The organism is Paenarthrobacter sp. NCHU4564 (assembly GCF_052156435.1).
Lineage (GTDB): Bacteria > Actinomycetota > Actinomycetes > Actinomycetales > Micrococcaceae > Arthrobacter.
Window position 1 is genome coordinate 91,421 of record NZ_JBQLIS010000004.1, and the last position, 22,111, is coordinate 113,531.

Sequence of the window (22,111 nt, forward strand, 5' to 3'; positions counted from 1 at the left end):
TGCCGTGCCGCCCCCGGAATCCGTGGTTGCGAACTGAACCCGCGGTTGTCAGGCCTTTACATAGCCATTGGGGTTCAGGACGAACTTGGTGGCCGCCCCGGCGTCGAATTCCGCGTAACCGCGCGGTGCGTCCTCAAGCGGAATCGCCTTGGCGTTGACTGCCTTCGCGATCTGGACCTTGTCGTGGAGGATGGCCATCATGAGCTGGCGGTTGTACTTCATGACCGGGCACTGGCCGGTGGTGAAGGACAGCGACTTGGCCCATCCGGTGCCGAGGGACAGCGACAGGGAACCGTGCTTGGCGGCCTCGTCGATTCCGCCCGGATCGCCGGTGACGTACAGGCCCGGAATGCCCAGGGCGCCACCGGCTGCGGTGATGTCCATCAGGGAGTTCAGCACGGTGGCCGGCGCCTCGTGGGAAGCGTCCTTGCCGTGGCCGCGGGCCTCGAAGCCGACTGCGTCGATGCCGCTGTCCACCTCGGGCACGCCGAGGATCTGTTCGATCTGGTCTTTCGGGTCTCCGTTGGAGACGTTGACGGTTTCGCAACCGAAGGAGCGCGCCTGTGCCAGGCGGTCTTCGTTCATGTCGCCCACAATGACGACGGCGGCACCCAGCAGTTGGGCGCCGACGGCAGCGGCGATACCCACAGGGCCGGCGCCGGCAACGTAGACGGTGGAGCCCACGCCGACGCCGGCAGTGACGGCGCCGTGGAAGCCCGTGGGGAAGATGTCCGAGAGCATGGTCAGGTCCATGATCTTTTCAAGGGCCTGGTCACGGTCGGGGAAGCGCAGCAGGTTCCAGTCCGCGTAAGGGACCAGGACGTACTCGGCCTGGCCGCCTACCCAGCCGCCCATGTCAACGTAGCCGTAGGCGCTGCCCGGGCGGTCGGGGTTGACGTTGAGGCAGATGCCGGTCTTCCGTTCCTTGCAGTTCCGGCACCGGCCACAGGAGATGTTGAACGGCACCGAGACGATGTCGCCTACCTTGATGAACTCGACGTCGGGTCCCACCTCGATCACTTCGCCCGTGATCTCGTGGCCAAGGACCAGGTTCTGCGGCGCGGTGGTGCGGCCGCGGACCATGTGCTGGTCGGAACCGCAAATGTTGGTGGTCACGGTACGCAGGATGGCGCCGTGGGGCACCTTCCTGCCGACGTTGGCCGGGTTGACGCCAGGTCCGTCTTTGAGTTCGAACGTCGGGTACTCAGTGTCGATGATTTCGACGACACCGGGTTCCTTGTAGGCGACTGCTCTATTTCCTGACATGGCCACTCCTTGGACAGTTGATAATACGGAACTCATGGGCCGTCCAATGGTCCGAAAGCGATGCTCCGATGAGGAATACCTCCCCAGGTTTCAGGCCACCGAAGCACCGTTCACGGACCATTGGACAGCTGTGCATTGGGTCTAGGCGACGCCTTGGAACCGGACAGCAGCTCCAGCCGATGCCACGGTGTGGTCGTCCTCGACAGTGCTGCCGCTGACGCCGATCGCTCCAATCACCGCGCCGCTGCCGTCCTTCAGCGGGACACCGCCGGGGAACGTGATGAGTCCTCCGTTGGACACCTCGATGTTGAACAGCGGACCACCGGGCTGGGACAACCCGCCAATGGCTCCGGTGGGCATGTCGAAGTAGCGCGCGGTCCTGGCTTTCTTGATGGAAATGTCGATGCTCCCCAGCCAGGCCCCGTCCATGCGGGTGAAGGCCTTGAGGTTGCCACCGGCATCCACAACCGCAATGTTCATGGCTGTGCCGGTTTCACGGGCGGAGCCGAGTGCTGCGGCAAGGACGGCATCGGCGTGGGTTTGGGTGATGTCAGACATTGATTCTCCTTTGACTCATGTCTTCTGCACGGGGTTGGGGCCGGGCCGGAGCCAGACCGGAAAAGCCTCTGATATCTACGAACTCGGTCTATAGATATATCAGTGACATACTATGGCACGCATCACATGATGTACAGGCCCTTCTAAGCCCGTTCCAACCTGACGATGACGGACTTGGAAGTCGGCGTCCCACTGGTGTCGGCGACGGAGTCCAGCGGAACCAGGACATTCGTCTCCGGGTAGTAGGCAGCGGCGCACCCCTTGGGCGTGGAGTAGGAAACAATCCGGAAGTTCTCCGCGATGCGTTCTGTGCCTTGGAACTCCGAGATGAGGTGAACCATGTCTCCATCGGCGAAGCCCAGCTCCGTGATGTCATCCTGGTTGATCATGACCACGCGGCGACCGCCGTGGATGCCGCGGTAACGGTCGTCCTTGCCGTAGATGGTGGTGTTGTACTGGTCGTGCGAACGCAGGGTCTGCAGCACCAGCCGGCCGGCCGGGATCTTGATGTATTCGAGCTCGTTCCCGGTGAAGTGGGCCTTTCCGGAGACGGTGTCGAACTTCCTGGCGTCCCGGGGAGGGTGGGGGAGGACGAAACCGCCCGGATGCTGGATGCGGTCCTCGAAGTTCTCGAACCCGTCGATGACGGCTTCGATGTGCTTGCGGACCAGGGTGTAGTCGTCCCGGAGGGCGAGCCAGTTGGCGCGGGGTGCTCCCGGCAGTGGCCTGCCCCGGCCGTCGGTGAACAGCAGGTGGGCGAGGTTGCACACGATCGCCACCTCGGAGTGGAGGTGGTCGCTGGCGGGCTTCAACCGTCCGCGGGAAGCATGGACCGCACTCATCGAATCCTCTACCGTCACGCGCTGGTCACCGGAAGCCTGGGTGTCCTTCTCGGTCCGTCCCAGGGTCGGCAGGATCAAGGCGCGACGCCCTGTGGAGAGATGGGAGTGGTTGAGCTTGGTGGAAATCTGCACGGTGAGTGCCGTGTTGGCAAGGGCGTCCTCGGTCACTTGCGAATCCGGGGCCGCGCGGACGAAGTTGCCGCCCATTCCCATGAAGAAGCGGACCTTGCCGTCCCGCATGGCCCGGATGGCCGCAACGGTGTCGTAACCGTGCTCCCTGGGCGACAGGAACCCGAATTCGTGGTCCAGCCGGTCGTGGAACGTCGGAGGCATCTTTTCGAAGATTCCCATGGTGCGGTCGCCCTGGACATTCGAGTGTCCGCGCACCGGGCACACGCCTGCGCCGGGCTTGCCGATATTGCCTTGGAGCAGCAGCACGTTGACCACATCCCGCAGGGTGGGTACGGAGTGCTTGTGCTGGGTCAGCCCCATCGCCCAGCAGACGATCGTGGCGTTGGAGGCCAGGAGGCGCTCACCTGTGGCGTGGATCTGTTCGAGGGTCAGGCCGCTGGCTTCGACGATGTCATCCCACTCCACCTTCTCGAGGTAGCGGAGGTATTCGTCGATCCCCACGGTGTGGTCCGCAATGAACGCGTGGTCCAGCACGGTGTCCAGACCGGGAGTGGCACGGCCTGCGGCCTCGGCTTCCAGCAGGTACTTCCCGAGGCCTTGGAAAAGTGCCTGGTCGCCGCCTGCCCTGATCTGGAGGAAGTCGTCAGTCAGCTTGGTGCCCGTGACCACGCCCGCAACGTGCTGCGGGTTCTCGAAGTGAAGCAGCCCGGCCTCAGGCAGCGGGTTGACGGAGACAATGACTGCGCCGTTCTTCTTCGCCTTTTCCAAAGCGCTGAGCATGCGCGGGTGGTTGGTGCCCGGGTTCTGGCCCGCCACGAAGATCAGGGACGCTGTTTCCAGGTCCGTGAGGCTCACCGAACCCTTGCCGATGCCGATGGTCTCCACCAGGGCGGATCCGGAGGACTCATGGCACATGTTGGAGCAGTCCGGCAGGTTGTTGGTGCCGAGGCCGCGGACCAGGAGCTGGTACACGAACGCGGCTTCATTGGATGTGCGGCCCGAGGTGTAGAAGACTGCCTGGTCCGGAGTCTCCAGGCTGCGCAGTTCATCGGCCATCAGCGCGTACGCGTCATCCCAACTGATCGGTGCGTAGTGGGTGGCGCCCTCTTCCAGGACCATGGGATGGGTCAGGCGGCCCTGCTGGCCAAGCCAGTAATCGTCGCGGGTTTTCAGTTCCGCAACGGAGTACTTGGCGAAGAATTCCGGCGTGACCCGGCGTTTCGTGGCTTCTTCGGCCACGGCCTTGGCCCCGTTTTCGCAAAACTCTGCCGCGTTGCGCTTCTCGTGCTCCGGCCAGGCGCAGCCCATGCAGTCGAACCCGTCCAGCTGGTTCACGGCCATCAGCGTCTGAACGCTGCGGACCGGTCCCATCTGTTCGAACGAGATCTTCAGCGCATTGGCCACAGCCGGGATGCCCACGGCCTTTGTCTTGGGTTTGGTGACGGTCAGCTTTGACTCGTCGATGTTTTCGCGGGGGGCTTTGGAAGCCATGGCGATCTTCCCTCCAGATCAGGAACTAACGGCTTTGCGGGAGTCAGGCGACGACGGCGGCCAGCGGCTGGCCGGTGGACGCACGGGCCTGGCTGCGGGCTGCTTCGGTGGTGTGCAGCAGCAGGAGTGCGGTCGTCACCGAGCCTACGCCGCCCGGTACCGGTGTCAACGCAGCTGCCACACCGCTGACGCTCGCCTCGTCGACGTCCCCTACCAGGGAACCGTCGGGCAGGACGTTCGTGCCGACGTCGACCACTACCGTCTTCACCGAAACATGGCTGCCGGTCAGGAGTCCGGTGCGGCCTGCAGCCACGACCACGACGTCGGCGGGCCGGGTGAACGGCTCCAGCTCACCGGAGCGGGAATGGCAGACGGTGACGGTGGCGTCTTTGGCGAGCAACAGCAGGGACAGCGGTTTGCCCACCACTGCGGAGCGCCCGACGACCACTACGTTCTGCCCCGCTGTGGGCACGTCAAAGTGGTCCAGCAACTCCACCACGGCCCGTGCGGTGGCCGGCGCAAATGCAGGTTGCCCCACGGCGAGGCGTCCCAGACTGAGGGGGTTTGCGCCGTCGATGTCCTTTTCCGGGGCGATCAGGCCCACCAGGGAATCTCTCCGGACACCGGCGGGCAAGGGGGTCTGGAGGATGATTCCGTTGACCGCAGGTTCTGCGCTGAGGTCCCGCAGGACGCTGGCCAGGACCTGTTCGGTCGCGTCGTGGCCGAGGTCCACGATCCGGCAATCAATGCCGGCCCGCTCGGCGGCGCGCTCAATCGAGCGGACGTACCAGTGCGTCGATTCGTCGTCGGTGGCAACCACCACGGCAAGGACCGGATGCACGCCCTCGGCGTCGAGGAGGCGGGCCTCATCCTGCGCCCGCTGCTTGATGAGTCCGGCAAGCGGCTTGCCGGAGAGGACTTCAGTATTCATGCGAGGATCCTTTCGCGGACCCGCTGCACCAGGGCGTCGGCAGCGAGGACGACTTTCTCTTCCAGGCCGTCGGTTTCACTGGCCAGGCGTGAGCGGACCGCGGGGTCCTTGATGGCCACCACGTTGATGTCGATGTTGACCCTGGCAGTGGTCGCAGCAGCACGGGCGGCGTCCGCGGCGGCGGCGACGTCGCTGATCACATTGGGGTTCGCGGCGTCGAAGAGTTCGGTGGCAAGGTCCACCACAGCGCCGGAAAGGCCGATCAGCCGCGCAGGTGTCTGCGCGGCCGTGACCAGGGCGTCCTGGATGGCTGCGGTCTTCGCGGCTTTGAGCTCCTCCGTAGTGGAGGGAAGTTTGTAGGCATCGATCACGCCTTGGAAGGCGCGTTCGTCCTCGTCGGCGAGGCCGAGGGCTTCGTGCCGGAGGGTGTCTGCGGATTCGGTGATCCGGGCTACTTGTTCGGCGTAGGCGGCATATTTCTCACCGGTGGAGTACCGGGCCACCATGGCCACGAGTGCAGCACCCTGTGCTGCGTGCAGGGCGGCAGCGGCGCCACCGCCGGGAGTCGGCTGGCGTGATGCGAGCCGGAAGAGGTAATCGTTCATGCTTTCAGAGCTGATCATGGGGCTTCCTGGGCGTACGGGAGAGAGGCGTGGTGGGGCGTCTTGACGGCAGGGGAAAGGGCAGCGGCCCGGACACGGTTTGCGAGGGAGAAAGGGTGTCCGGGCCGCATGCCCTTGAAAGGCTGCGCGATCAGCCGCGAAGCCTGCTCATGGTGGGGTCGTACAGCGGGTCCTCGGTGACCGTTGCCTGGATGCGGCGGCCAAAGTATTCGATTTCCACGGAGTCTCCCAGGGAAACAGCCGACGGCAGGTATGCGTACGCAATCGGCTTGCGGACGGAATAGCCGTACGCGGCGCTGGTGACGTAACCCACCGGCTGGTTCTTGTAGAACACCGGTTCCTTGCCCAGCACGAGGCTGCGGCCGTCGTCGACCGTCAGGCAGCGGAGGCGGCGGGCGGAGCTTTCTTCGCTCCGGCCTTCCAGGGCGGCCTTGCCGACAAAGCTTTCCTTGGCCATCTTGACCGCGAAAGCGAGGCCGGACTCAAACGGATCGTGCTCGGTGGTCATGTCAGTGCCCCAGGAACGGTAGCCCTTTTCGAGGCGGAGCGAGCTGAACGCCGCGCGGCCTGCCGCGATGACGCCGAACGGCTGGCCGGCCTTCCACAACGCATCCCAGAGGCGCTGGCCGTTGTCGGCACTGGTGTAGAGCTCCCAACCAAGTTCGCCAACGTAGGACAGGCGCATGGCGGTCACGGGAACGCCGCCGATGACGACCTTCTTTGCACGGAAATAGCGGAGGCCCTCGTTGGAGAAGTCGTCGCTGCTGATGGTGCTGACAAGGTCGCGGGCCAGGGGTCCCCAGAGGCCGATGCAGCAGGTGCCCCCGGTGGTGTCGCGAACCTGCACCCAGTCGCCGGCTCCGCCGTTCTCCGTCTGGTGGCGGGCTGCCCGCTCGAAGTAGGCGGTGTCGATGTTGCCGTTGGCGCCGAGCTGGAACGTGTCCTCGTCCAGGCGGGCAACCGTGATGTCGCTTCGGATACCGCCCGCGTGGTCAAGGAGAAGGGTGTAGGTCACGGCGCCCGGCTTCTTGTTGAGGTCGCCGGTGGTGAGTTCCTGCAGCAGCTTGAGGGCTCCAGGGCCGGAAACCTCAAGGCGCTTCAGCGGAGTCATGTCGTACATGGCTACTGCGGTACGGGTCTTCCAGGCCTCGGCTGCCGCGATAGGGGAGTTGAACATGCCGGACCAGGCGTCACGGGCCGGCGGCTGCCATTCGTCCGGCATTTCCTTCAGGAGCTCGGCGTTGGCTTCGAACCAGTAGGGGCGTTCCCAGCCGGCACCTTCCAGGAAGTAGCCGCCCAGCTGCTTGTGGCGGGCGTGGAACGGGCTGACGCGCAGGTTGCGCGGAGACAACTTGGGCTGGAGCGGGTGCAGCACGTCGTAGATCTCCACGAAGTTCTGCTGGGAGGTTTCGCTGACGTATTCGGGAGTGAGCTGGATGTCCTCGAAGCGGTGGATGTCGCAATCGCCCAGGTCGATCTGCGACTTGCCGTCCACGAGCACCTCGGCAACAGCGCGCGCAATGCCTGCGGAGTGGGTGACCCACACGGCCTCTGCCACGTAGAAGCCGTCCAGTTCCTTGGACTCGCCCACCAGGGAGCCGCCATCAGGGGTGAAGGAGAAGATGCCGTTGAAGCCGTCTTCGATTTCGCTCTCACGCAGCGCCGGAAGGATCTGCTTGGTGGCTTCCCACGCCGGCAGGAAGTCCTCCAGCGTGAAGTCCAGGCGGGACGGCATGTTGTGTTCGCTGATGCTGCTGGGCTCGTACTTGCCGAGTTCGTCCAGGTCCACTGGCATGGGCTTGTGGGCGTAGGAGCCGATTCCGTAGCGTTCGCCGTGCTCGCGGTAGTAAAGGTCCTGGTCCTGATGGCGCAGGATTGGCAGCTGGGCGCCGTTCGGGAGCTCGTTCTTGCCCTTCTGCGCGGGGACGGGGGTGGTCTTGACGTACTGGTGTGCCAAGGGGAGGAGCGGCACGGACATGCCGATCATCTCGCCGATCTTTGCGCCCCAGAAGCCGGCACAGGACACCACGATGTCAGCCGGGATCACGCCGTCGGCCGTTTGGACACCGGTGACGCGGCGGCCCGACTGTTCAATGCCTGTGACCTCCGTGTTGCCCTGGTACTTCACGCCGGCAGCCTCGGTGCGCTTGATGAGGAGCTGGACTGCGCGGGCGGCGAGGGCCAGGCCATCGCTGGGCACGTGGAGACCGCCCAGGATGTCCTCTTCGTTGATCAGCGGGTAGAGGGCCTTGCACTCCTCCGGAGAAAGAATTTTTCCGTCGATGCCCCATGATGCCGCATAGCCGAGCTTGCGCTTCAGGTCCGCCAGACGGGTCTCGGTGGTAGCAACTTCAAGGCCGCCCACCTGGTTGAAGCAGCTCTGGCCGTCCTCGGTCAGGGACAGCAGCTTCTCCACCGTGTACTTGGCGAAGAGGGCCATGCTCTTGGACGGGTTCGTTTGGAAAACCAGGCCGGGGGCGTGCGAGGTGGAACCGCCCGGCATGTTGAGCGGTCCCTGGTCCAGGACCGTGATGTTGTTCCAGCCGCGTTGAACGAGTTCGTCCGCGAGGTTGGTGCCGACAATGCCGGCTCCGATGATGACAATGCGAGGCGTGGAGGCCATGAAAGTATTCTCCTGCTGTGATTCGGGCGGGGCTAGGGTGCGGGTTAGCGGAAAACGACCGTGCTGGTCTGGTCCAGCAGGACACGGTGTTCGCAGTGCCAGCGGACGGCGCGGGAAAGGGCGAGGGCTTCGGCGTCCTGGCCCACCGTGGAGAGGGCAGTGGGGCCGTAGCTGTGGTCCACCCGGATGACTTCCTGCTCGATGATCGGGCCTTCGTCCAGGTCCGCAGTGACGTAGTGGGCCGTGGCGCCAACCTGCTTCACGCCGCGGTCGTAGGCCTGGTGGTAGGGGCGGGCACCCTTGAAGCCGGGGAGGAAGGAGTGGTGGATGTTGATCGCACGGCCTTCCAGCTTGCGGCAGAGGTCGTCGGAGAGGACCTGCATGTAACGGGCCAGGACGACGAGGTCGGCCTGGTACTCATCAACCAGCTCAAGCAACCGGGCTTCGGCTTCTGCCTTGGTGTCCGGGGTTACCGGGACGTGGATGAAGGGCAGGCCGGCGGCCTCGGCCATGGCGCGGTGTGTCTCATGGTTGGACACCACCGCAACCAACTCGCCGCCAAGGCTGCCACCGCGCCAGCGGAAGATGAGGTCGTTCAGGCAGTGGCCGAACTTGGAGACCATCACCAGGACGCGCTGCTTGGTTTGGTCGTAGAAGCTGAACTTCATGTCGAAACGCTCCGCGATGGAACGGAACTCGTCCTCAAGCTGCTCCGGGGAGTAGCTCTGCGGACCGGAGAACGCGGTACGCAGGTGCAGCGTCTGGCGCAGGCTGTCATCGAACTGCTGGTGCTCTTCAATGTTGAAGCCGCGTTCGAACAGAAACGTGGTGACTGCATGCACGATGCCGGGCTGTTCGACGCACGACAGTGTGAGTACGAACTTCTGCGCCTGCTCGTCCTTGAGCTGGCTGCGCTCTGCCGGCACGGTGCTGAGGTGAGAGTCTGAAGCCACGAGGGTCATAGGTCCTCCTTAGATGATTCCCTAAATATATTCCTGAGTCGTGTACTGATATATTAGGATTGGAATCAGCGTATACTGGACCTTGGAACGGGGTCAATAGGTTTTTTTGAACTGCGGAAGGGGCTCGGCACTGTGGTAATCCAAACTCTGGCAACCGCCGAAGAGGCGGGCAGGAAGTCCCTTGCGGAGATCGCCTACGAGAGTGTGCGGGACCGATTGCTGACACTGGACATCAAGCCCGGGGATCTCCTGAACGACGAGCAACTGGCCAGGGAGCTGGGCATCGGTCGCACGCCGGTACGCGAGGCCTTGAAGCGCCTTGAGCTGGATCGCCTGGTGGTGACTTATCCGCGGCGCGGAACCTTCGCCACCAGGGTGGAAGTCACCGATCTCGCCTTCATCTCGGAAATCCGCGTCCAGCTGGAGCCTGTGGCCGCTGCCCGCGCTGCGCGGGTAGCCACTCCGGCGGGCCGTGACCATCTTCGCCAAGTGATGCGCGCTGTAGAAGCGTTCGACCTCCGCGCGGCCACGGTCGTGGAAACGCTGAAGCTGGACGCCAGCGTCCATCAGGGAATTTATGCGGCGGCCGCCAATCCGCACCTGGAAGACGTGTTGATCCGTTATGACAACCTCGCCACGCGCATTTGGTGCATGGTGTTGGACCGATTGCCGAATCTTGAGCACCATGTCCATGAACATGTGGACCTCCTTCAAGCCGTGATCGACGGTGAAGCTGAGAAGGCGGCCGAACTGGCCCGTGTTCACGTGAGCGGCTTCGAGCAGGCCGTGCGCCAGGCGTTGTTTGCCGCCTGACGGCAGCCCGCCCGCTTCATTCCCGTTCGCCCTTCGGTCCTGCCGTTGACTCCGGGAACCAAGGCTTGCATACTGAAATCCGCAGCTAATATATCACCCGGATATCAGACACTCCTGCCTTTGCATGATCGATCTCCGGGTGCCCGCGGCCACCGCGGCTTTCATTCCTTTGGAGTATCACGTGAACCCAAGACTTCTCCCTTTTGAAAACATCGCGCTCACGGGCAGCAGCCGCGTTAAGCGGGGCATGGCTGAGATGCTCAAGGGCGGCGTCATCATGGACGTCGTTAACGTCGAGCAGGCCCGCATCGCCGAGGATGCCGGCGCCGTGGCTGTCATGGCGCTCGAGCGAGTTCCGGCTGATATCCGCGCCCAGGGTGGCGTGTCCCGCATGTCCGATCCAGACATGATCGAGTCGATCATCGCTGCCGTGTCCATCCCGGTGATGGCCAAGGCCCGCATCGGCCACTTCGTCGAGGCCCAGGTCCTGCAGTCCCTCGGTGTGGACTACATCGACGAGTCCGAGGTGTTGACCCCGGCGGACTACATCAACCACATCGACAAGTGGAACTACACTGTGCCTTTCGTTTGTGGGGCCACCAACCTCGGAGAGGCGCTGCGCCGCATCAACGAAGGTGCGGCAATGATCCGCTCCAAGGGCGAAGCCGGCACCGGCGATGTCTCCAACGCCACCGGTCACATGCGCAAGATCCGCACCGAGATCGCCCAGCTCTCCGCCCTTCCCGAGGACGAGCTGTACGTTGCGGCCAAGGAACTGCAGGCTCCGTACGAGCTGGTCAAGGAAGTCGCCGCCACGGGCAAGCTTCCGGTGGTGTTGTTCACCGCCGGTGGCATCGCGACCCCGGCTGATGCTGCGATGATGATGCAGCTCGGCGCCGACGGTGTGTTCGTCGGTTCCGGCATCTTCAAGTCCGGCAACCCGGCCCAGCGCGCGGCAGCCGTCGTCAAGGCCACCACGTTCCACGACGACCCTGACGTGATCGCCAAGGTCTCCCGCGGCCTGGGCGAAGCCATGGTCGGCATCAACGTCGACGAGATCCCGCAACCGCACCGCCTCGCCGAACGTGGCTGGTGATGGAGGTGCCGGAGGCAAGGCAGGTTCGGACGGAAGAAGGGCGTGCATTGCGCCATGACTGGGCCCAGTTGACGGGGCACGTGGTGGAGGTGTGGTTAAAGGACGACCGCATCATGTCCGGGGTCGTGGAGCAGGCAGCCGCCGATGATTCTGTCCTGTGGCTGGCCGCGGACGGGGCCGAATCCCGCCGTCTGTTCGATAAATCGACCGGTTATCAGGTGTGGCACTGAGCAGCATGTGAGGGGCCATGGCGGGATATTGACACAAATTGACACTGTGAGACGGCCAACACTACGTTCTCATATATCAGTTTTTTTGCTGTCAATATATTCACCGTTTTCCCGACGCAGCGTCGCGCCGGGACAGGCCAAGGAGAACCATGGGTCTAAGCTCCGCCCTCGATTCCGCCCGCTTTTCCCCTTTCCATCGAAAACTCGTCATTGGCTGCATGGGAGGTCCACTCCTGGACGGGTACATGCTGAGCATCATTGGCATAGCAATGGTGGGGCTTACTGCCCAGTTCGGAGCCAATGAGCTCGAAGTCAGCCTCATTGGCGCCTCCGCCCTGGTGGGCATCTTCTTCGGCGCGCTGCTCCTGGGGCCGCTGACGGACAAGATCGGGCGCCGTCTGATGTACACGATCGACCTGTGGGCGCTGGTGATTGCCTCGGCGCTGCAGTTCGTGGTGCAGGATGCCACGCAGTTGATCATCCTTCGCTTCATAGTGGGCCTGGCCATCGGTGCTGATTACCCCATTGCCAGTGCACTGTTGGCCGAATGGCTGCCCCAAAAGCGCCGCGGCAGGATGCTTGGCATGCTGATCACCGGCTGGTTCGCGGGGGCTGCCCTGGCATCCCTTGTAGGGTTCGCCATGTCGGAGGTCTTCGGTCCCGAAAGCTGGCGCTGGATGCTGGGGAGCTCTGCGGTGCTGGGCATCGCGGTGCTGGCCATGCGGCACGGAATTCCGGAATCACCGCGTTGGCTTTTCAACAATGGTCGACTGAAAGAGGCAGAGGACGCCCTGCGTACCGGCCTGGGCGACCAGGTGGACGCAGCGGCGGTGCTTGCGGCCGAAGCCGAAGCGCCGTCCGGGGCGTCGAAGCGGGGCAAGGTTGACTTCGCCATGTTGCTTCGCCGCCCCTACCCCAAGCGCCTGTTCTTCTGCAGCGCGTTCTACATCCTCCAAGTCACGCCACTCTTCGCCATCTTCACGTTCGGCCCGGTCATTCTTGGCTCGTTTGGCCTGGGGGAGGGCAACCTGGCAAACCTTGGCTCGGTCATCATCAATGCCGTCTTCCTGCTTGGATGCCTGCCTGCCCTCCGCCTGGTTGAAACCGTCGGCCGCCGACCGCTGATCATCTGGAGTTTTGCCTTGATGGCGCTCCCGCTCTTTGTTTTGGGATTCGCTCCGGGAGCGCCGGTCGCCATCATCATTGCCTGCTTCTGCATGTACGCCTTTTTCTCGGGCGGTCCCAACATCCTTGAGTGGGCGTACCCCAGCGAGCTTTTTCCCACGGAGATCCGGGCGAGTGCCATCGGCATTACCACCGGTGCCAGCAGGATCGGGGCGGCCATCGGTACGTTCGTGATCCCCTTTGCTCTGCGCGACTGGGGCATTGGTCCCACAATGCTGGCAGCAGCCGGCCTCACCGCGCTCGGATGGCTGGTATGCGTACTTCTGGCAGAAGAAACCAAGGGAATGTCGTTGGCAGCGGCTGCGGGTTCCAAGGAAACCATCGTCGACGACCAAGCCGCCGAGCCGGCGCGGATCGCAGGCGTCTAGAACCTGCGCCGAATGGCTTGGCATGATCCTGGCGTCGGCTGGAAAATCCAGGCGACGCCAGGACGCCGCTTGGGGAGACACGAGCTGGTCAGAGGTCGTCCTCCGGGCGGGCGGTGAGGATCCGATGGGCCCGGGCCTGCAGGATGTCCAGCGACTCCTTGATCAGGGGCGAAGAGATGCTTCCCCTGCGGACTGCGGCGACAATGCGGCGCGCTGGCTTTCCCTTGCCCGTAATGCGGAGCCGGACCACGTTTTCGGCACTGTGGAGGGGAGCCAGGCGCGGCAAGAGGCCAACGCCGAGCCCCGCCCCGACAAAAGCGATCTGGGTTTCCCACTCAACGGCCTCGTGGGCTATCCGCGGGGTCACGCCCACCGCAGTGAACGCCGCGGTAAACAGGGCGTGATACGTGGAACCGGCTGACTCAGTGATCCATGGTTCCGAGGCCAGCTCTTCGAGCGTCACGGTCGTCCTCGTTGCCAGGGGGTGGTCGGCCGGAATAATCACGTCCAGGGGATCGTCGAGCAGGACGGTCTGTTCGAAGCGCGGATCGTCCTCGCCGTATGTGTCCGATTGCATGGCCACTATGACGGCGAGGTCGATCCGTTCGGCGACCAACAGGTCAAAGCAGCGGGCCGGGTCGGCCTCCAATACCTGTACCTCGAGCTGCGGCCGTGTTGACCGCAGCGTTGCCGCCAGCGGCGCAAGCAACTGGGCGGCCGCCGTCGAGAATCCGCCCAAACCAAAATGTGACTGCACTTGGTCGCCGGCTTCCATGGCCGCCGCCCGCAGGCTCTCCCATTCCGCGACGAGCGCGTCCGATCCGGCCACCAGGTACCGGCCTGTGGCGGTCAGCCGAACGCCCCTTCCGTCCTTTGTCAGCAACTGCATTCCCAGCAGGCGCTGGAGCTCGCGGAGCTGCGCGGACACTGCAGAAGGGGAGTAACCGGTGAGTTCGGCTGTTGCTCCGACCGTGCCGCAGCGGGCAAACACGCGAAGGGTATTGAGCCTTGGATCGATCATGAACTAATCATGCACCAAACGTGCACGGTTATCTCCTGAATATTGCGCTTTTGTTGCAGTTCCTGTGACCCTAATCTCTTACTACGAAGACTTCGAAAATACCGGCCGCGACGACGCATTGCCGGTCCCCCAGATTCACCTACGTACCCAGCCTCCCGGGAGGAAACCCATGACTGCTCCAGTGAACGTCGCCCTCAATTCACGCGGAAAACTCGCTTCATCCCTGCCTGCCGAGCAGTTGGCAGAAATCACCGCGTTGTTTGAGTTCCGGCGTACGGGCTATTCCCTCGATGCCCCCTTCTACACCGATCCCACGATCTTCAAGATCGACATGGAAGCCATCTTCGGCCAGCACTGGATTTTTGCCGGCAGCGTCGCCGAACTGCCTGAGCCCGGCGACTACATCACGGTGGACTACGGCCCGTACTCCCTGATCGTGCTGCGCACCGATGAAGGTGACGTCAACGTTCTCCACAACGTATGCCGCCACCGCGGTGCCCGCGTCCTGACCGAAGCCGCCGGCTCCACCGGAAACCTCGTCTGCGGCTACCACTCCTGGACCTATTCCCCCGAGGGCAACCTGATCCACGCCTCCGCTCCCGGAGAAGCCAAGTTCGACAAGAACTGCTTCGCCCTCAAGCGTGCCCACAGCCGCGAGGTCGCCGGACTCATCTTTGTCTGCATCGCGGACGAGCCGCCCACGGACTTTGACGAGACCTCCAAGATCTTCGAGCCCTACCTGGCGCCCCACGATCTGTCCAAGACGAAGATTGCCTACCAGCAGAACATCATCGAAGAGGGCAACTGGAAGCTCGTCATGGAGAACAACCGTGAGTGCTACCACTGCGACGGACACCCCGAGCTGGCGTGCTCGCTCTTCCCCACATGGGGCCTGACCGAGGGCCTGATCCCGGCACACCTTGAGGAGGTTTGGGACCGTAACAAGGAAGCCCAGTCCTCGCTTGAAGAGCGTTGCCGTCGCTATGGCCTCCCCTACGAGGTGGTTGAGGAACTCGATACCCGTATTGCCGGCATCCGCATCTCACGCGAGTCCTTGGACGGCGAAGGCGAATCGTTCTCCGCCGATGGGCGCCGCCTTTCCAAGAAGCTGCTCGGCGACCTGCCGGACTTCCGCCTCGGCCGCTGTTCCATGCACCTGCAGCCCAACAGCTGGTTCCACTTCCTGGGCGACCACGTGATCACGTTCGGTGTCTTCCCGATCAACGAACACCAGTCCCTGGTCCGCACCACCTGGTTGGTGGCCGACGACGCCGAAGAAGGCGTGGACTACGACCTGGACAAGCTCACCTACACCTGGAAGCAGACCAACATCCAGGACAAGGCCTTCGTTGAGCTGTGCCAGACCGGCGCGGGCAGCCCTGCCTACGAGCCCGGCCCGTACATGAAGAGCGAATACCAGGTTGAAGCATTCATCAACTGGTACGTGCAGCGCGTTCAGGAGCACTTGGCATGACGGAACTCCTCACCGAGACGGTCATCGAGGAACCGCAGCGTATCCGCGGCCTTGAGATGCCGTGGAACCGGGTGATGGGCAGCACGGATGCACCGGCCCGCGCTGCCCGGGCCCTGGGCCCCTGGCATCCGCAGGAGTTCATGGCCGAGTGCGTGGAAACCGTTCCCGAGGCCGGCGGCCTGATGACTTTCGTCTTCCGCCGCTGCGACGGTGCGCCCCTGGCATTCCGTGCCGGGCAGTATGTCAACGTGGCGTTCCCCGTGAACGGCGAGGACCACGAGCCTGTGGACCGCAGCTACTCCCTGTCCAGCTCGCCCACCGAGCCGTGGACCTTCAGCATCAGCGTCAAGCGCGATGCCGGCGGCCTGGTGTCCCCGTGGGTGCACGACAACGTCAAGCCCGGGACCGTGCTGGAGATGCTCGGTCCCGTGGGTGCATTCCATCTGCCTGATGCGGACCGGCGTGCACGTTACCTGTTGCTCGCAGCCGGAGCCGGCATCACGCCCATCATGTCCATGGTGCGCACCATCCATTCGTTGCCGGGTCACGCGGACGTTGTGGTGCTTTACCACGGCGCAGAAGCAGGCGGCTTCGCCTTCCACCGGGAGCTGGCTTACATCGCTTCCGTGGATTCGCGGATCCGGGTCTTCTACTCCCTGGGTGACCGCAACAAGCCGGACGGTTGGGAAGGCCTCACGGGGCGCCTGACTTCGGCAATGATTGACCACGTGGCGCCTGACGCCAATGGACGCCAGGTGTATGCCTGTGGTCCCGAGGGCTACCTGAACACCGCCACCGAACTTCTCAAGAAGGTGGGCGTGGACGACACCTCCATCTACATGGAGTTCTTCTCCGGTGATCGCCAGACGCTCCTTGAATACGCGGCCGAGGTTGCCCTCGCCGCGGACATTGCCGAGGAGATCGCGGAGGAAATCGCCGATTCGGCCGAGGACTACTACGAAAGCCAGCCCGCCGCATTCGGACTCTACGAGCCCGGTTACGATGCCGACGGGACCCTGGAGGCCTCAGGCCTGCCCCTGGAGACGGTTGAGGGGGAGCCCTCCGGTTCCGGGACGAACGACGGCGGTCCGGTCACCGAGCCTGAGGCAGCAACTCCCGATGCCTCAAGCTTCAACACTGTAGGTTCCGGCAGCCTCACGATGTCCTTCCTGAAGACCGGCATTAACGTGCGGATCGACCCCAGCGAGCACATCCTTGAGGTGGCACAGCGCGCGGGCGTCAGGATCGGCGCGAACTGCAAGGAAGGAATGTGCGGTTCCTGCAAGGTGGTCAAGCTGTCTGGTGACATCGACATGAACCACCAGGGCGGAATCCGAAAGAGGGAGATCGACGCGGGCAAGTTCCTGCCTTGCTGCTCCACTGCCCAGACCGACCTGGTGATCGACGCTTAACTCCAATCCGGCTGCGTCCTGCGCAGCAACGGACTACCGGATTCCCGCACTGTGGGCCATTGCCGTGGCCTCAGTGCGGGACCGGACGTCCAACTTCCTGAACAAGTTCCGCACATGGAACTTCACCGTGTTCTCGCTGATGTTCAAGGCAGCAGCGATGGCACGGTTTCTGTGTCCCGCGGCCAGGAGCTCCAGAACCTCGAGCTCCCTCTGCGCCAGTCCCCATGCAGCTACGTCCTTGCCCGGTAACCCGGGAGGATCCAGGGGCAGGACTACGGAGATGTCCGCTCCCCACCCCTGCATGACGTCGATGCCCATGCGTCCGTCCACCGCCTGAACCCTTTGCCGCAGCCGGTCGATGGTGGGGGCGTCGGGGGAGAGGTCGCCGCGGCCGTCGTCACGGACATTGACCAGCAGGTTTTCTCCGTCGCAGTCCCACTGGACCCGGACCCGCCGCACATCAGGCTGCTCCGCGATCGCCAACACCAGTCCCCGCACTACCGCCCTGGCGGCGTGGGCAACTTCTCCCGGCAGTGCCCTGCCGTTGGCCGGCGGTTCGATGAACTGGGTATCGATGTTGCTGAACCGCATCAACGGCCGGAGGTCCTCCCGCAGTCGCGCGAACGCATTGCTCACGGGTTCCTCCGCGAGGTCGCTGGTGCGGTCGTTCAGTGTGCGCAGGCCCACCAATGCTTTGGCGGTCATGTCCGTCACTGCGGTGCGGGCGGCTTTGTCGTCCAAGGCTGTGGAGCGCAGGGCAGCGAGCACCGTTTCCAGCGTGGTTGAGTGCTGGTCCACGAGCTCTGCTGTGACCCGCAGGCGCTCGGCCGAGGCGGCACGGGATTCCAGAAGGTACGACGGCGGCGCATCCGATACCTTTTCCTGGATGCGGGCGGCTGCGAGGCACCACAGGTACTCCACAATGCGCAGCTGCCCACTGACATGCTGTTTGGGCTGTGCTGCGGGAAGCTGTTCCGCCGGAGGCTGCCCTGCCTGTACGTGCCCGGGGTCCGTGAGCACAAGCAAGGCCCCGCTGGGTTGGTATTTCAGGGCAAGAACGTCCCGTTCCATGCCCCCGATCTCCGCCCGCCCTGTCCACGCTTTCCCGTCCGGAACCCCGGCGCGGAGGCGCTCCAGCTCCGCGATGGTGACCCGCCCGATGATTGCCTCGTCGCCGGCCTTCTTCTGGGGCCGTCCGGTGCAGTCTTCGGTGAAGATCACCAGGGCACTGTTTGCCATGAACGGCTGGACAGCGGCGCGGAGGCTCCCGGCGATGCCCAGGAGGGGGGCCTGCACAACTGCCGTGATGTGGTCCAGCAGTTGCCAGGGAAGTCCCGTGGACAGCAGGGCAGAAGGCGCAGCAGTGATGGTCATGGAAGAACGGTACCGGCTGTCGGCGCGCCCTGACTACCCGAACGGATAGGTATTACTGCTCTTTTTCAGCGTATTACCTACCCGCAGATACCTGAAAACTGGTATCAGGCCGCAGAAGCGGCCCATCTACCACCTGAGAAGGGAGCACGTATGGACGTAACGGCAGAGTCGCCGTCCCTGACCGGAACCACCGATCAGGCCGCCCTGAACCTTTCCCTCATCCAGAAGGAAATCCTGGACACCACCAGCAAGATCGATGTCCGGGAACTGGCAGTCCTGGCCGACCGGATCAAGGGCGCGGACCGTGTCTTCCTGGCCGGCGCCGGGCGGAGCGGGCTGGTCCTGCGGATGGCTGCCATGCGCTTGATGCACCTCGGACTGACGGTGCACGTGGCCGGTGACACCACGACGCCGGCCATCACCTCGGGCGACCTCCTGCTGGTTGCGTCGGGATCGGGAACCACGGCCGGGGTAGTCAAGGCTGCCCAGACTGCCCGCGACGCCGGAGCAGAGGTCGCGGCGGTGACTACCGACCCGGACTCGCCGCTGGCCGGCCTGGCCGGTGCCGTGGTGGTTATCCCGGCGGCACGCAAGACGGATCACGGATCCGCCATCACCCGCCAATACTCCGGGAGCCTTTTTGAGCAGTCTCTGTTCCTGGCCACCGAGACGGTGTTCCAAACCCTCTGGGACACCACAGACGAGCCGGCTGAGCAGCTATGGCTCCGCCACGCCAACCTCGAGTAGGCGTCCTCGTTTTACCCGTGCTGTGCACAACAACCAACACCACCGGAAAGAAGAAAACATGAAACTGCAGGTTGCACTGGACCTCCTCACCACCGAAGATGCCCTGGCACTGGCCGGCAAGGTCGCCGAGTACGTGGACATCATCGAGTTGGGTACGCCCCTCATCAAGGCCGAGGGCCTCTCCGCCATCTCCGCCATCAAGGAAGCCCACCCGGAAAAGATCGTGTTCGCGGACATGAAGACCATGGACGCCGGCGAGCTCGAGGCTGACATCGCGTTCAAGGCCGGAGCCGACCTCGTCTCCGTGCTGGGCACCGCCGACGATTCCACCATTGCCGGTGCCGTCGCCGCAGCCAAGGCCCACAACAAGGGCATCGTGGTGGACCTGATCGGTGTTGCCGACAAGGTATCCCGGGCCAAGGAAGCCCGTGCACTGGGCGCCAAGTTCATCGAGTTCCACGCAGGCCTGGACGAGCAGGCACAGCCTGGCTACAACCTGCGCACCCTGCTGAACGCCGGCGAGGAAGCCCGTGTTCCGTTCTCCGTGGCCGGTGGAGTGAACGCCTCCACCATCGGATCCGTGCAGTTGGCAGGTGCTGACGTTGCTGTTGCCGGAAGCGCCATCTACAGCGCCGAGGACCCGGAACTGGCTGCCAAGGAACTGAAGGCTGCCATCCAGTAACTGCTGCTGCCATCCAGTAGCTGGCGGCCTACCTGTCCGGCTCCCGCAAGCGGGCCCGCTCCACGAGCTCGGACATCCAGGGCCGCTGCCCGTGATGAACCGTGAGACCCTCCGGAATGCCTTGCACCGTCGCTTGCATTCCGGAGGCGTCGATCGTGATGCGGGCATCTCCCATGGGGGCGTTGCTGATGTGCAGGTCCCCGAAGGACTCCGGCAGCACCGGGTCCAGCCAGATCCCGCCCTGCGAGATGTGGGTGTCGTACCGCATCAGGCTGGTGATCACGTGGATGGGCGTGGTGGCCGCCCATGCTTGCGGCGAACAGGCGGTGGGGTAGGGCACCGGTTCCATGAACCTGTCGCGGTCGAAGCCGCAGAAGAGCTCGGGAAGCCGGCCACCGGAGTACTCGGCCGCCTCGAGGAGGGCGGTGCCGATCCGCTGGGCTTCCTCCACATACCCGTACCGGAGCAAGCCGGACATGATCAGGGCGTTATCGTGGGGCCATACTGATCCGTTGTGGTAGCTGGCCGGGTTGTAGGAGGCCATGTTGCTGGCCAAGGTCCGCACTCCCCATCCGCTGAACATTTCCTTGGACATCAGATGTTCCACCACGGAGGGAACCTTGTCCTCATCCAGCAAACCAAACCACAGGCAGTGGCCCATGTTGGAGGCGCACGCATCCACCGGCCGCTTGTCCCGGTCCAGCGCTACGGCGAAGTAGCCCCGGTCCGGCAACCAGAACTCCTCGTTGAACCTTTGCTTCAGCCGGTCCGCGCGTTCCTGGAGGTCGGCCGCCAAGGCGGTGTCGCCGTCGTCGTAAGCCATCCAGGCGCGTGCCACATAGGCGCCATGCACATAGGCCTGGACCTCCGCCAGGGCGATGGGCACCTCCGCGAGGGTGCCGTCGGCGAAGTTGATGCCGTCCCACGAGTCCTTCCAGCCCTGGTTGATGAGCCCATGCTGGTTGGGCCGGCCGTACTCCACGAAGCCGTCCCCGTCACGGTCCCCGTAATGGCGGATCCAGTCCAGCGCCCGGTCCGCATTGGGCAGCAGCGCCTTGATGGTCTCCCTGGAGAAGCCCCAGCGGCTGACGGAGCCGAGCACCACCACGAAAAGCGGCGTGGCATCCACGCTGCCGTAGTAAGCGGACCTGCCGCCCAGTGCCTGCCCACTGGTGACATCCAGCCTGACCTCGTGGAGGATCTTGCCCGGTTCCTCTTCGGTGTCCTCATTGACCTCGGTGCCCTGCCGTTCCGCGAGGGTGCGCAAGGTACCCAGCGCCAGGGAAGGATCCACAGGCAGCGCCATTTCCGACGCCCAGAGTGAGTCGCGGCCGAACAGGGTCATGAACCAGGGCGCACCGGCGGCCACAACCACCCTGTCAGGGTGGTTGGGATCCTGGATCCGCAAAGCGCCCAGGTCCTCGTAGCTCCGGCGCAGGGTCCGCTGGATGGACCGGTTGCCCATCTGGAGGACCGGGATCCTGGCCACCCATTCCTGCCTTCGGCGGTCGCTGGGGGAGAGCCCGTCCCGGTCCGGATGCCCGAAAGGAAGGGCCGTGCCGGTGCCGTCGACCGTCGGGACCACGCTGAGGCGTGCGTTCCACTCCCCAAAAGGCGGCACGGTGATCCTGTAGCCCAGGGCCTTCGCTCCTGCACCGCCGCCTTCGGCCCTGATGACCACACTTTTGCGCACGCCTTCCCACTGACCCCGGATTTCCAGGGAGTCACCGTCGATCCGGCGGGTTTCCTTCCACTCGCGGGTGACCCGGGCCTCCTTGACCTCGAACAGGTCCGCAAAGTCGGCTTCCACCGACAACGTGATCCGGCATTCCGTGGGCTTGGCGGAGTAGTTGTGGACCGTAACCTTCTCCAGGATCCCGGCCCCAACCTCCCGGCGCCGTTCCACCAGCAGGGGGCTGTCCGAGTTGCCACCGGGCCCCGGTACGCGGCAAGCGAACAGCGCACGGTATGGTTCCTGGGTTTCGGCGGCCAGGGGTTCCAGGGGCTGGTCGTTGATGGTCATTTCCCAGCGCGACAGGATGCGGGTGTCCAGATGGAAGACACCGTGGGGCAGGCCTGGGCGAATGTCCCCGTTGGCCGTGGAGATGCAAAACGACGAGCCCTCCACGAGCGTCACCGTACCGGAACCCAAGGGGCCGGCGGCCGTGTCAGTATTCCATCCGGCCACGGGGGCTCCTTCAACGGCGTGCAGCGGGATGTAGTTGACGGTACGCCGTGCCGGCAGCGGATACCAGACCTCTGTACCCGGAGTTCATCTCCG

The 22,111-nt window shown here is 64.1% G+C and carries 18 protein-coding genes; 8 read left to right on the top strand and 10 right to left on the bottom strand.

What is annotated here, in order from left to right; all coding sequences use genetic code 11:
• Positions 1–48 precede the first annotated feature (48 nt).
• The 7 genes from fdhA to purU form a co-directional block, all read right to left on the bottom strand.
• Positions 49–1,266 (bottom strand): formaldehyde dehydrogenase, glutathione-independent, encoded by a 1,218-nt coding sequence (gene fdhA / locus ACSVIE_RS05930; RefSeq protein WP_426005623.1) that lies wholly within the window; start codon positions 1,264–1,266, stop codon positions 49–51.
• 141 nt (positions 1,267–1,407) lie between these two features.
• Positions 1,408–1,824, bottom strand: a complete 417-nt coding sequence (locus ACSVIE_RS05935; protein WP_426005624.1) for a GlcG/HbpS family heme-binding protein — start codon at positions 1,822–1,824, stop codon at positions 1,408–1,410.
• A 143-nt stretch (positions 1,825–1,967) separates the two neighbouring features.
• On the bottom strand, positions 1,968–4,289 hold the full coding sequence (locus ACSVIE_RS05940; RefSeq protein ID WP_442423304.1) for an FdhF/YdeP family oxidoreductase: 2,322 nt from the start codon (positions 4,287–4,289) through the stop codon (positions 1,968–1,970).
• A 43-nt stretch (positions 4,290–4,332) separates the two neighbouring features.
• A complete protein-coding gene (locus ACSVIE_RS05945; protein WP_442423305.1) occupies positions 4,333–5,220 on the bottom strand; it encodes a bifunctional 5,10-methylenetetrahydrofolate dehydrogenase/5,10-methenyltetrahydrofolate cyclohydrolase in 888 nt (295 codons plus the stop codon).
• Positions 5,217–5,843, bottom strand: a complete 627-nt coding sequence (locus tag ACSVIE_RS05950) for a cyclodeaminase/cyclohydrolase family protein (protein ID WP_442423306.1) — start codon at positions 5,841–5,843, stop codon at positions 5,217–5,219. The genes ACSVIE_RS05945 and ACSVIE_RS05950 overlap by 4 nt, the downstream gene beginning before the upstream one ends.
• Positions 5,844–5,973: 130 nt before the next feature.
• On the bottom strand, positions 5,974–8,466 hold the full coding sequence (locus ACSVIE_RS05955) for a GcvT family protein (RefSeq protein WP_426005629.1): 2,493 nt from the start codon (positions 8,464–8,466) through the stop codon (positions 5,974–5,976).
• A gap of 44 nt (positions 8,467–8,510) precedes the next feature.
• Entirely contained in the window at positions 8,511–9,428 is a 918-nt protein-coding gene (purU, locus tag ACSVIE_RS05960) for a formyltetrahydrofolate deformylase (protein ID WP_442423307.1), read from the bottom strand.
• Between the two features lie 132 nt (positions 9,429–9,560).
• Between purU and ACSVIE_RS05965 the strand changes: the two genes are divergently transcribed.
• The 4 genes from ACSVIE_RS05965 (at position 9,561) to ACSVIE_RS05980 (ending at position 13,120) form a co-directional block, all read left to right on the top strand.
• Positions 9,561–10,241 carry a GntR family transcriptional regulator gene (locus tag ACSVIE_RS05965; RefSeq protein WP_426005631.1) on the top strand — a complete coding sequence of 227 codons (681 nt, stop codon included), beginning with the start codon at positions 9,561–9,563 and terminating at the stop codon, positions 10,239–10,241.
• A gap of 181 nt (positions 10,242–10,422) precedes the next feature.
• Positions 10,423–11,337 (top strand): pyridoxal 5'-phosphate synthase lyase subunit PdxS, encoded by a 915-nt coding sequence (gene pdxS, locus ACSVIE_RS05970; protein WP_442423308.1) that lies wholly within the window; start codon positions 10,423–10,425, stop codon positions 11,335–11,337.
• 47 nt (positions 11,338–11,384) lie between these two features.
• Positions 11,385–11,567, top strand: a complete 183-nt coding sequence (locus ACSVIE_RS05975; protein ID WP_442423309.1) for a hypothetical protein — start codon at positions 11,385–11,387, stop codon at positions 11,565–11,567.
• Between the two features lie 149 nt (positions 11,568–11,716).
• Positions 11,717–13,120 (top strand): MFS transporter, encoded by a 1,404-nt coding sequence (locus ACSVIE_RS05980; protein WP_426005633.1) that lies wholly within the window; start codon positions 11,717–11,719, stop codon positions 13,118–13,120.
• Between the two features lie 88 nt (positions 13,121–13,208).
• Here ACSVIE_RS05980 and ACSVIE_RS05985 read toward each other — a convergent pair whose 3' ends face one another.
• Positions 13,209–14,141 carry a LysR family transcriptional regulator gene (locus ACSVIE_RS05985; RefSeq protein ID WP_426005634.1) on the bottom strand — a complete coding sequence of 311 codons (933 nt, stop codon included), beginning with the start codon at positions 14,139–14,141 and terminating at the stop codon, positions 13,209–13,211.
• 169 nt (positions 14,142–14,310) lie between these two features.
• On the opposite strand from ACSVIE_RS05985, the gene ACSVIE_RS05990 reads away from it, so the two are divergent.
• Positions 14,311–15,615: an aromatic ring-hydroxylating oxygenase subunit alpha gene (locus tag ACSVIE_RS05990; protein ID WP_426005635.1), complete on the top strand. Its 1,305-nt coding sequence runs from the start codon at positions 14,311–14,313 to the stop codon at positions 15,613–15,615.
• Positions 15,612–17,027, top strand: coding sequence for a ferredoxin reductase (locus tag ACSVIE_RS05995; RefSeq protein ID WP_426005637.1), 1,416 nt, complete (start codon positions 15,612–15,614; stop codon positions 17,025–17,027). The genes ACSVIE_RS05990 and ACSVIE_RS05995 overlap by 4 nt, the downstream gene beginning before the upstream one ends.
• A gap of 33 nt (positions 17,028–17,060) precedes the next feature.
• On the opposite strand, the gene ACSVIE_RS06000 is transcribed toward ACSVIE_RS05995, so the two are convergent.
• Complete coding sequence (locus ACSVIE_RS06000) at positions 17,061–18,401, bottom strand: LuxR C-terminal-related transcriptional regulator (protein WP_426005638.1); 1,341 nt, start codon at positions 18,399–18,401, stop codon at positions 17,061–17,063.
• 150 nt (positions 18,402–18,551) lie between these two features.
• Here ACSVIE_RS06000 and hxlB point away from each other — a divergent pair, with 150 nt between their 5' ends.
• Both hxlB and hxlA read left to right on the top strand, forming a co-directional pair.
• Entirely contained in the window at positions 18,552–19,148 is a 597-nt protein-coding gene (gene hxlB, locus ACSVIE_RS06005) for a 6-phospho-3-hexuloisomerase (RefSeq protein ID WP_426005639.1), read from the top strand.
• Positions 19,149–19,206: 58 nt separating this feature from the next.
• A complete protein-coding gene (hxlA, locus tag ACSVIE_RS06010) occupies positions 19,207–19,830 on the top strand; it encodes a 3-hexulose-6-phosphate synthase (protein ID WP_426005640.1) in 624 nt (207 codons plus the stop codon).
• Between the two features lie 28 nt (positions 19,831–19,858).
• Here the strand turns inward: hxlA and ACSVIE_RS06015 are convergent, their stop codons facing one another.
• Positions 19,859–22,018: an amylo-alpha-1,6-glucosidase gene (locus ACSVIE_RS06015; protein ID WP_442423310.1), complete on the bottom strand. Its 2,160-nt coding sequence runs from the start codon at positions 22,016–22,018 to the stop codon at positions 19,859–19,861.
• Positions 22,019–22,111: the final 93 nt, after the last annotated feature.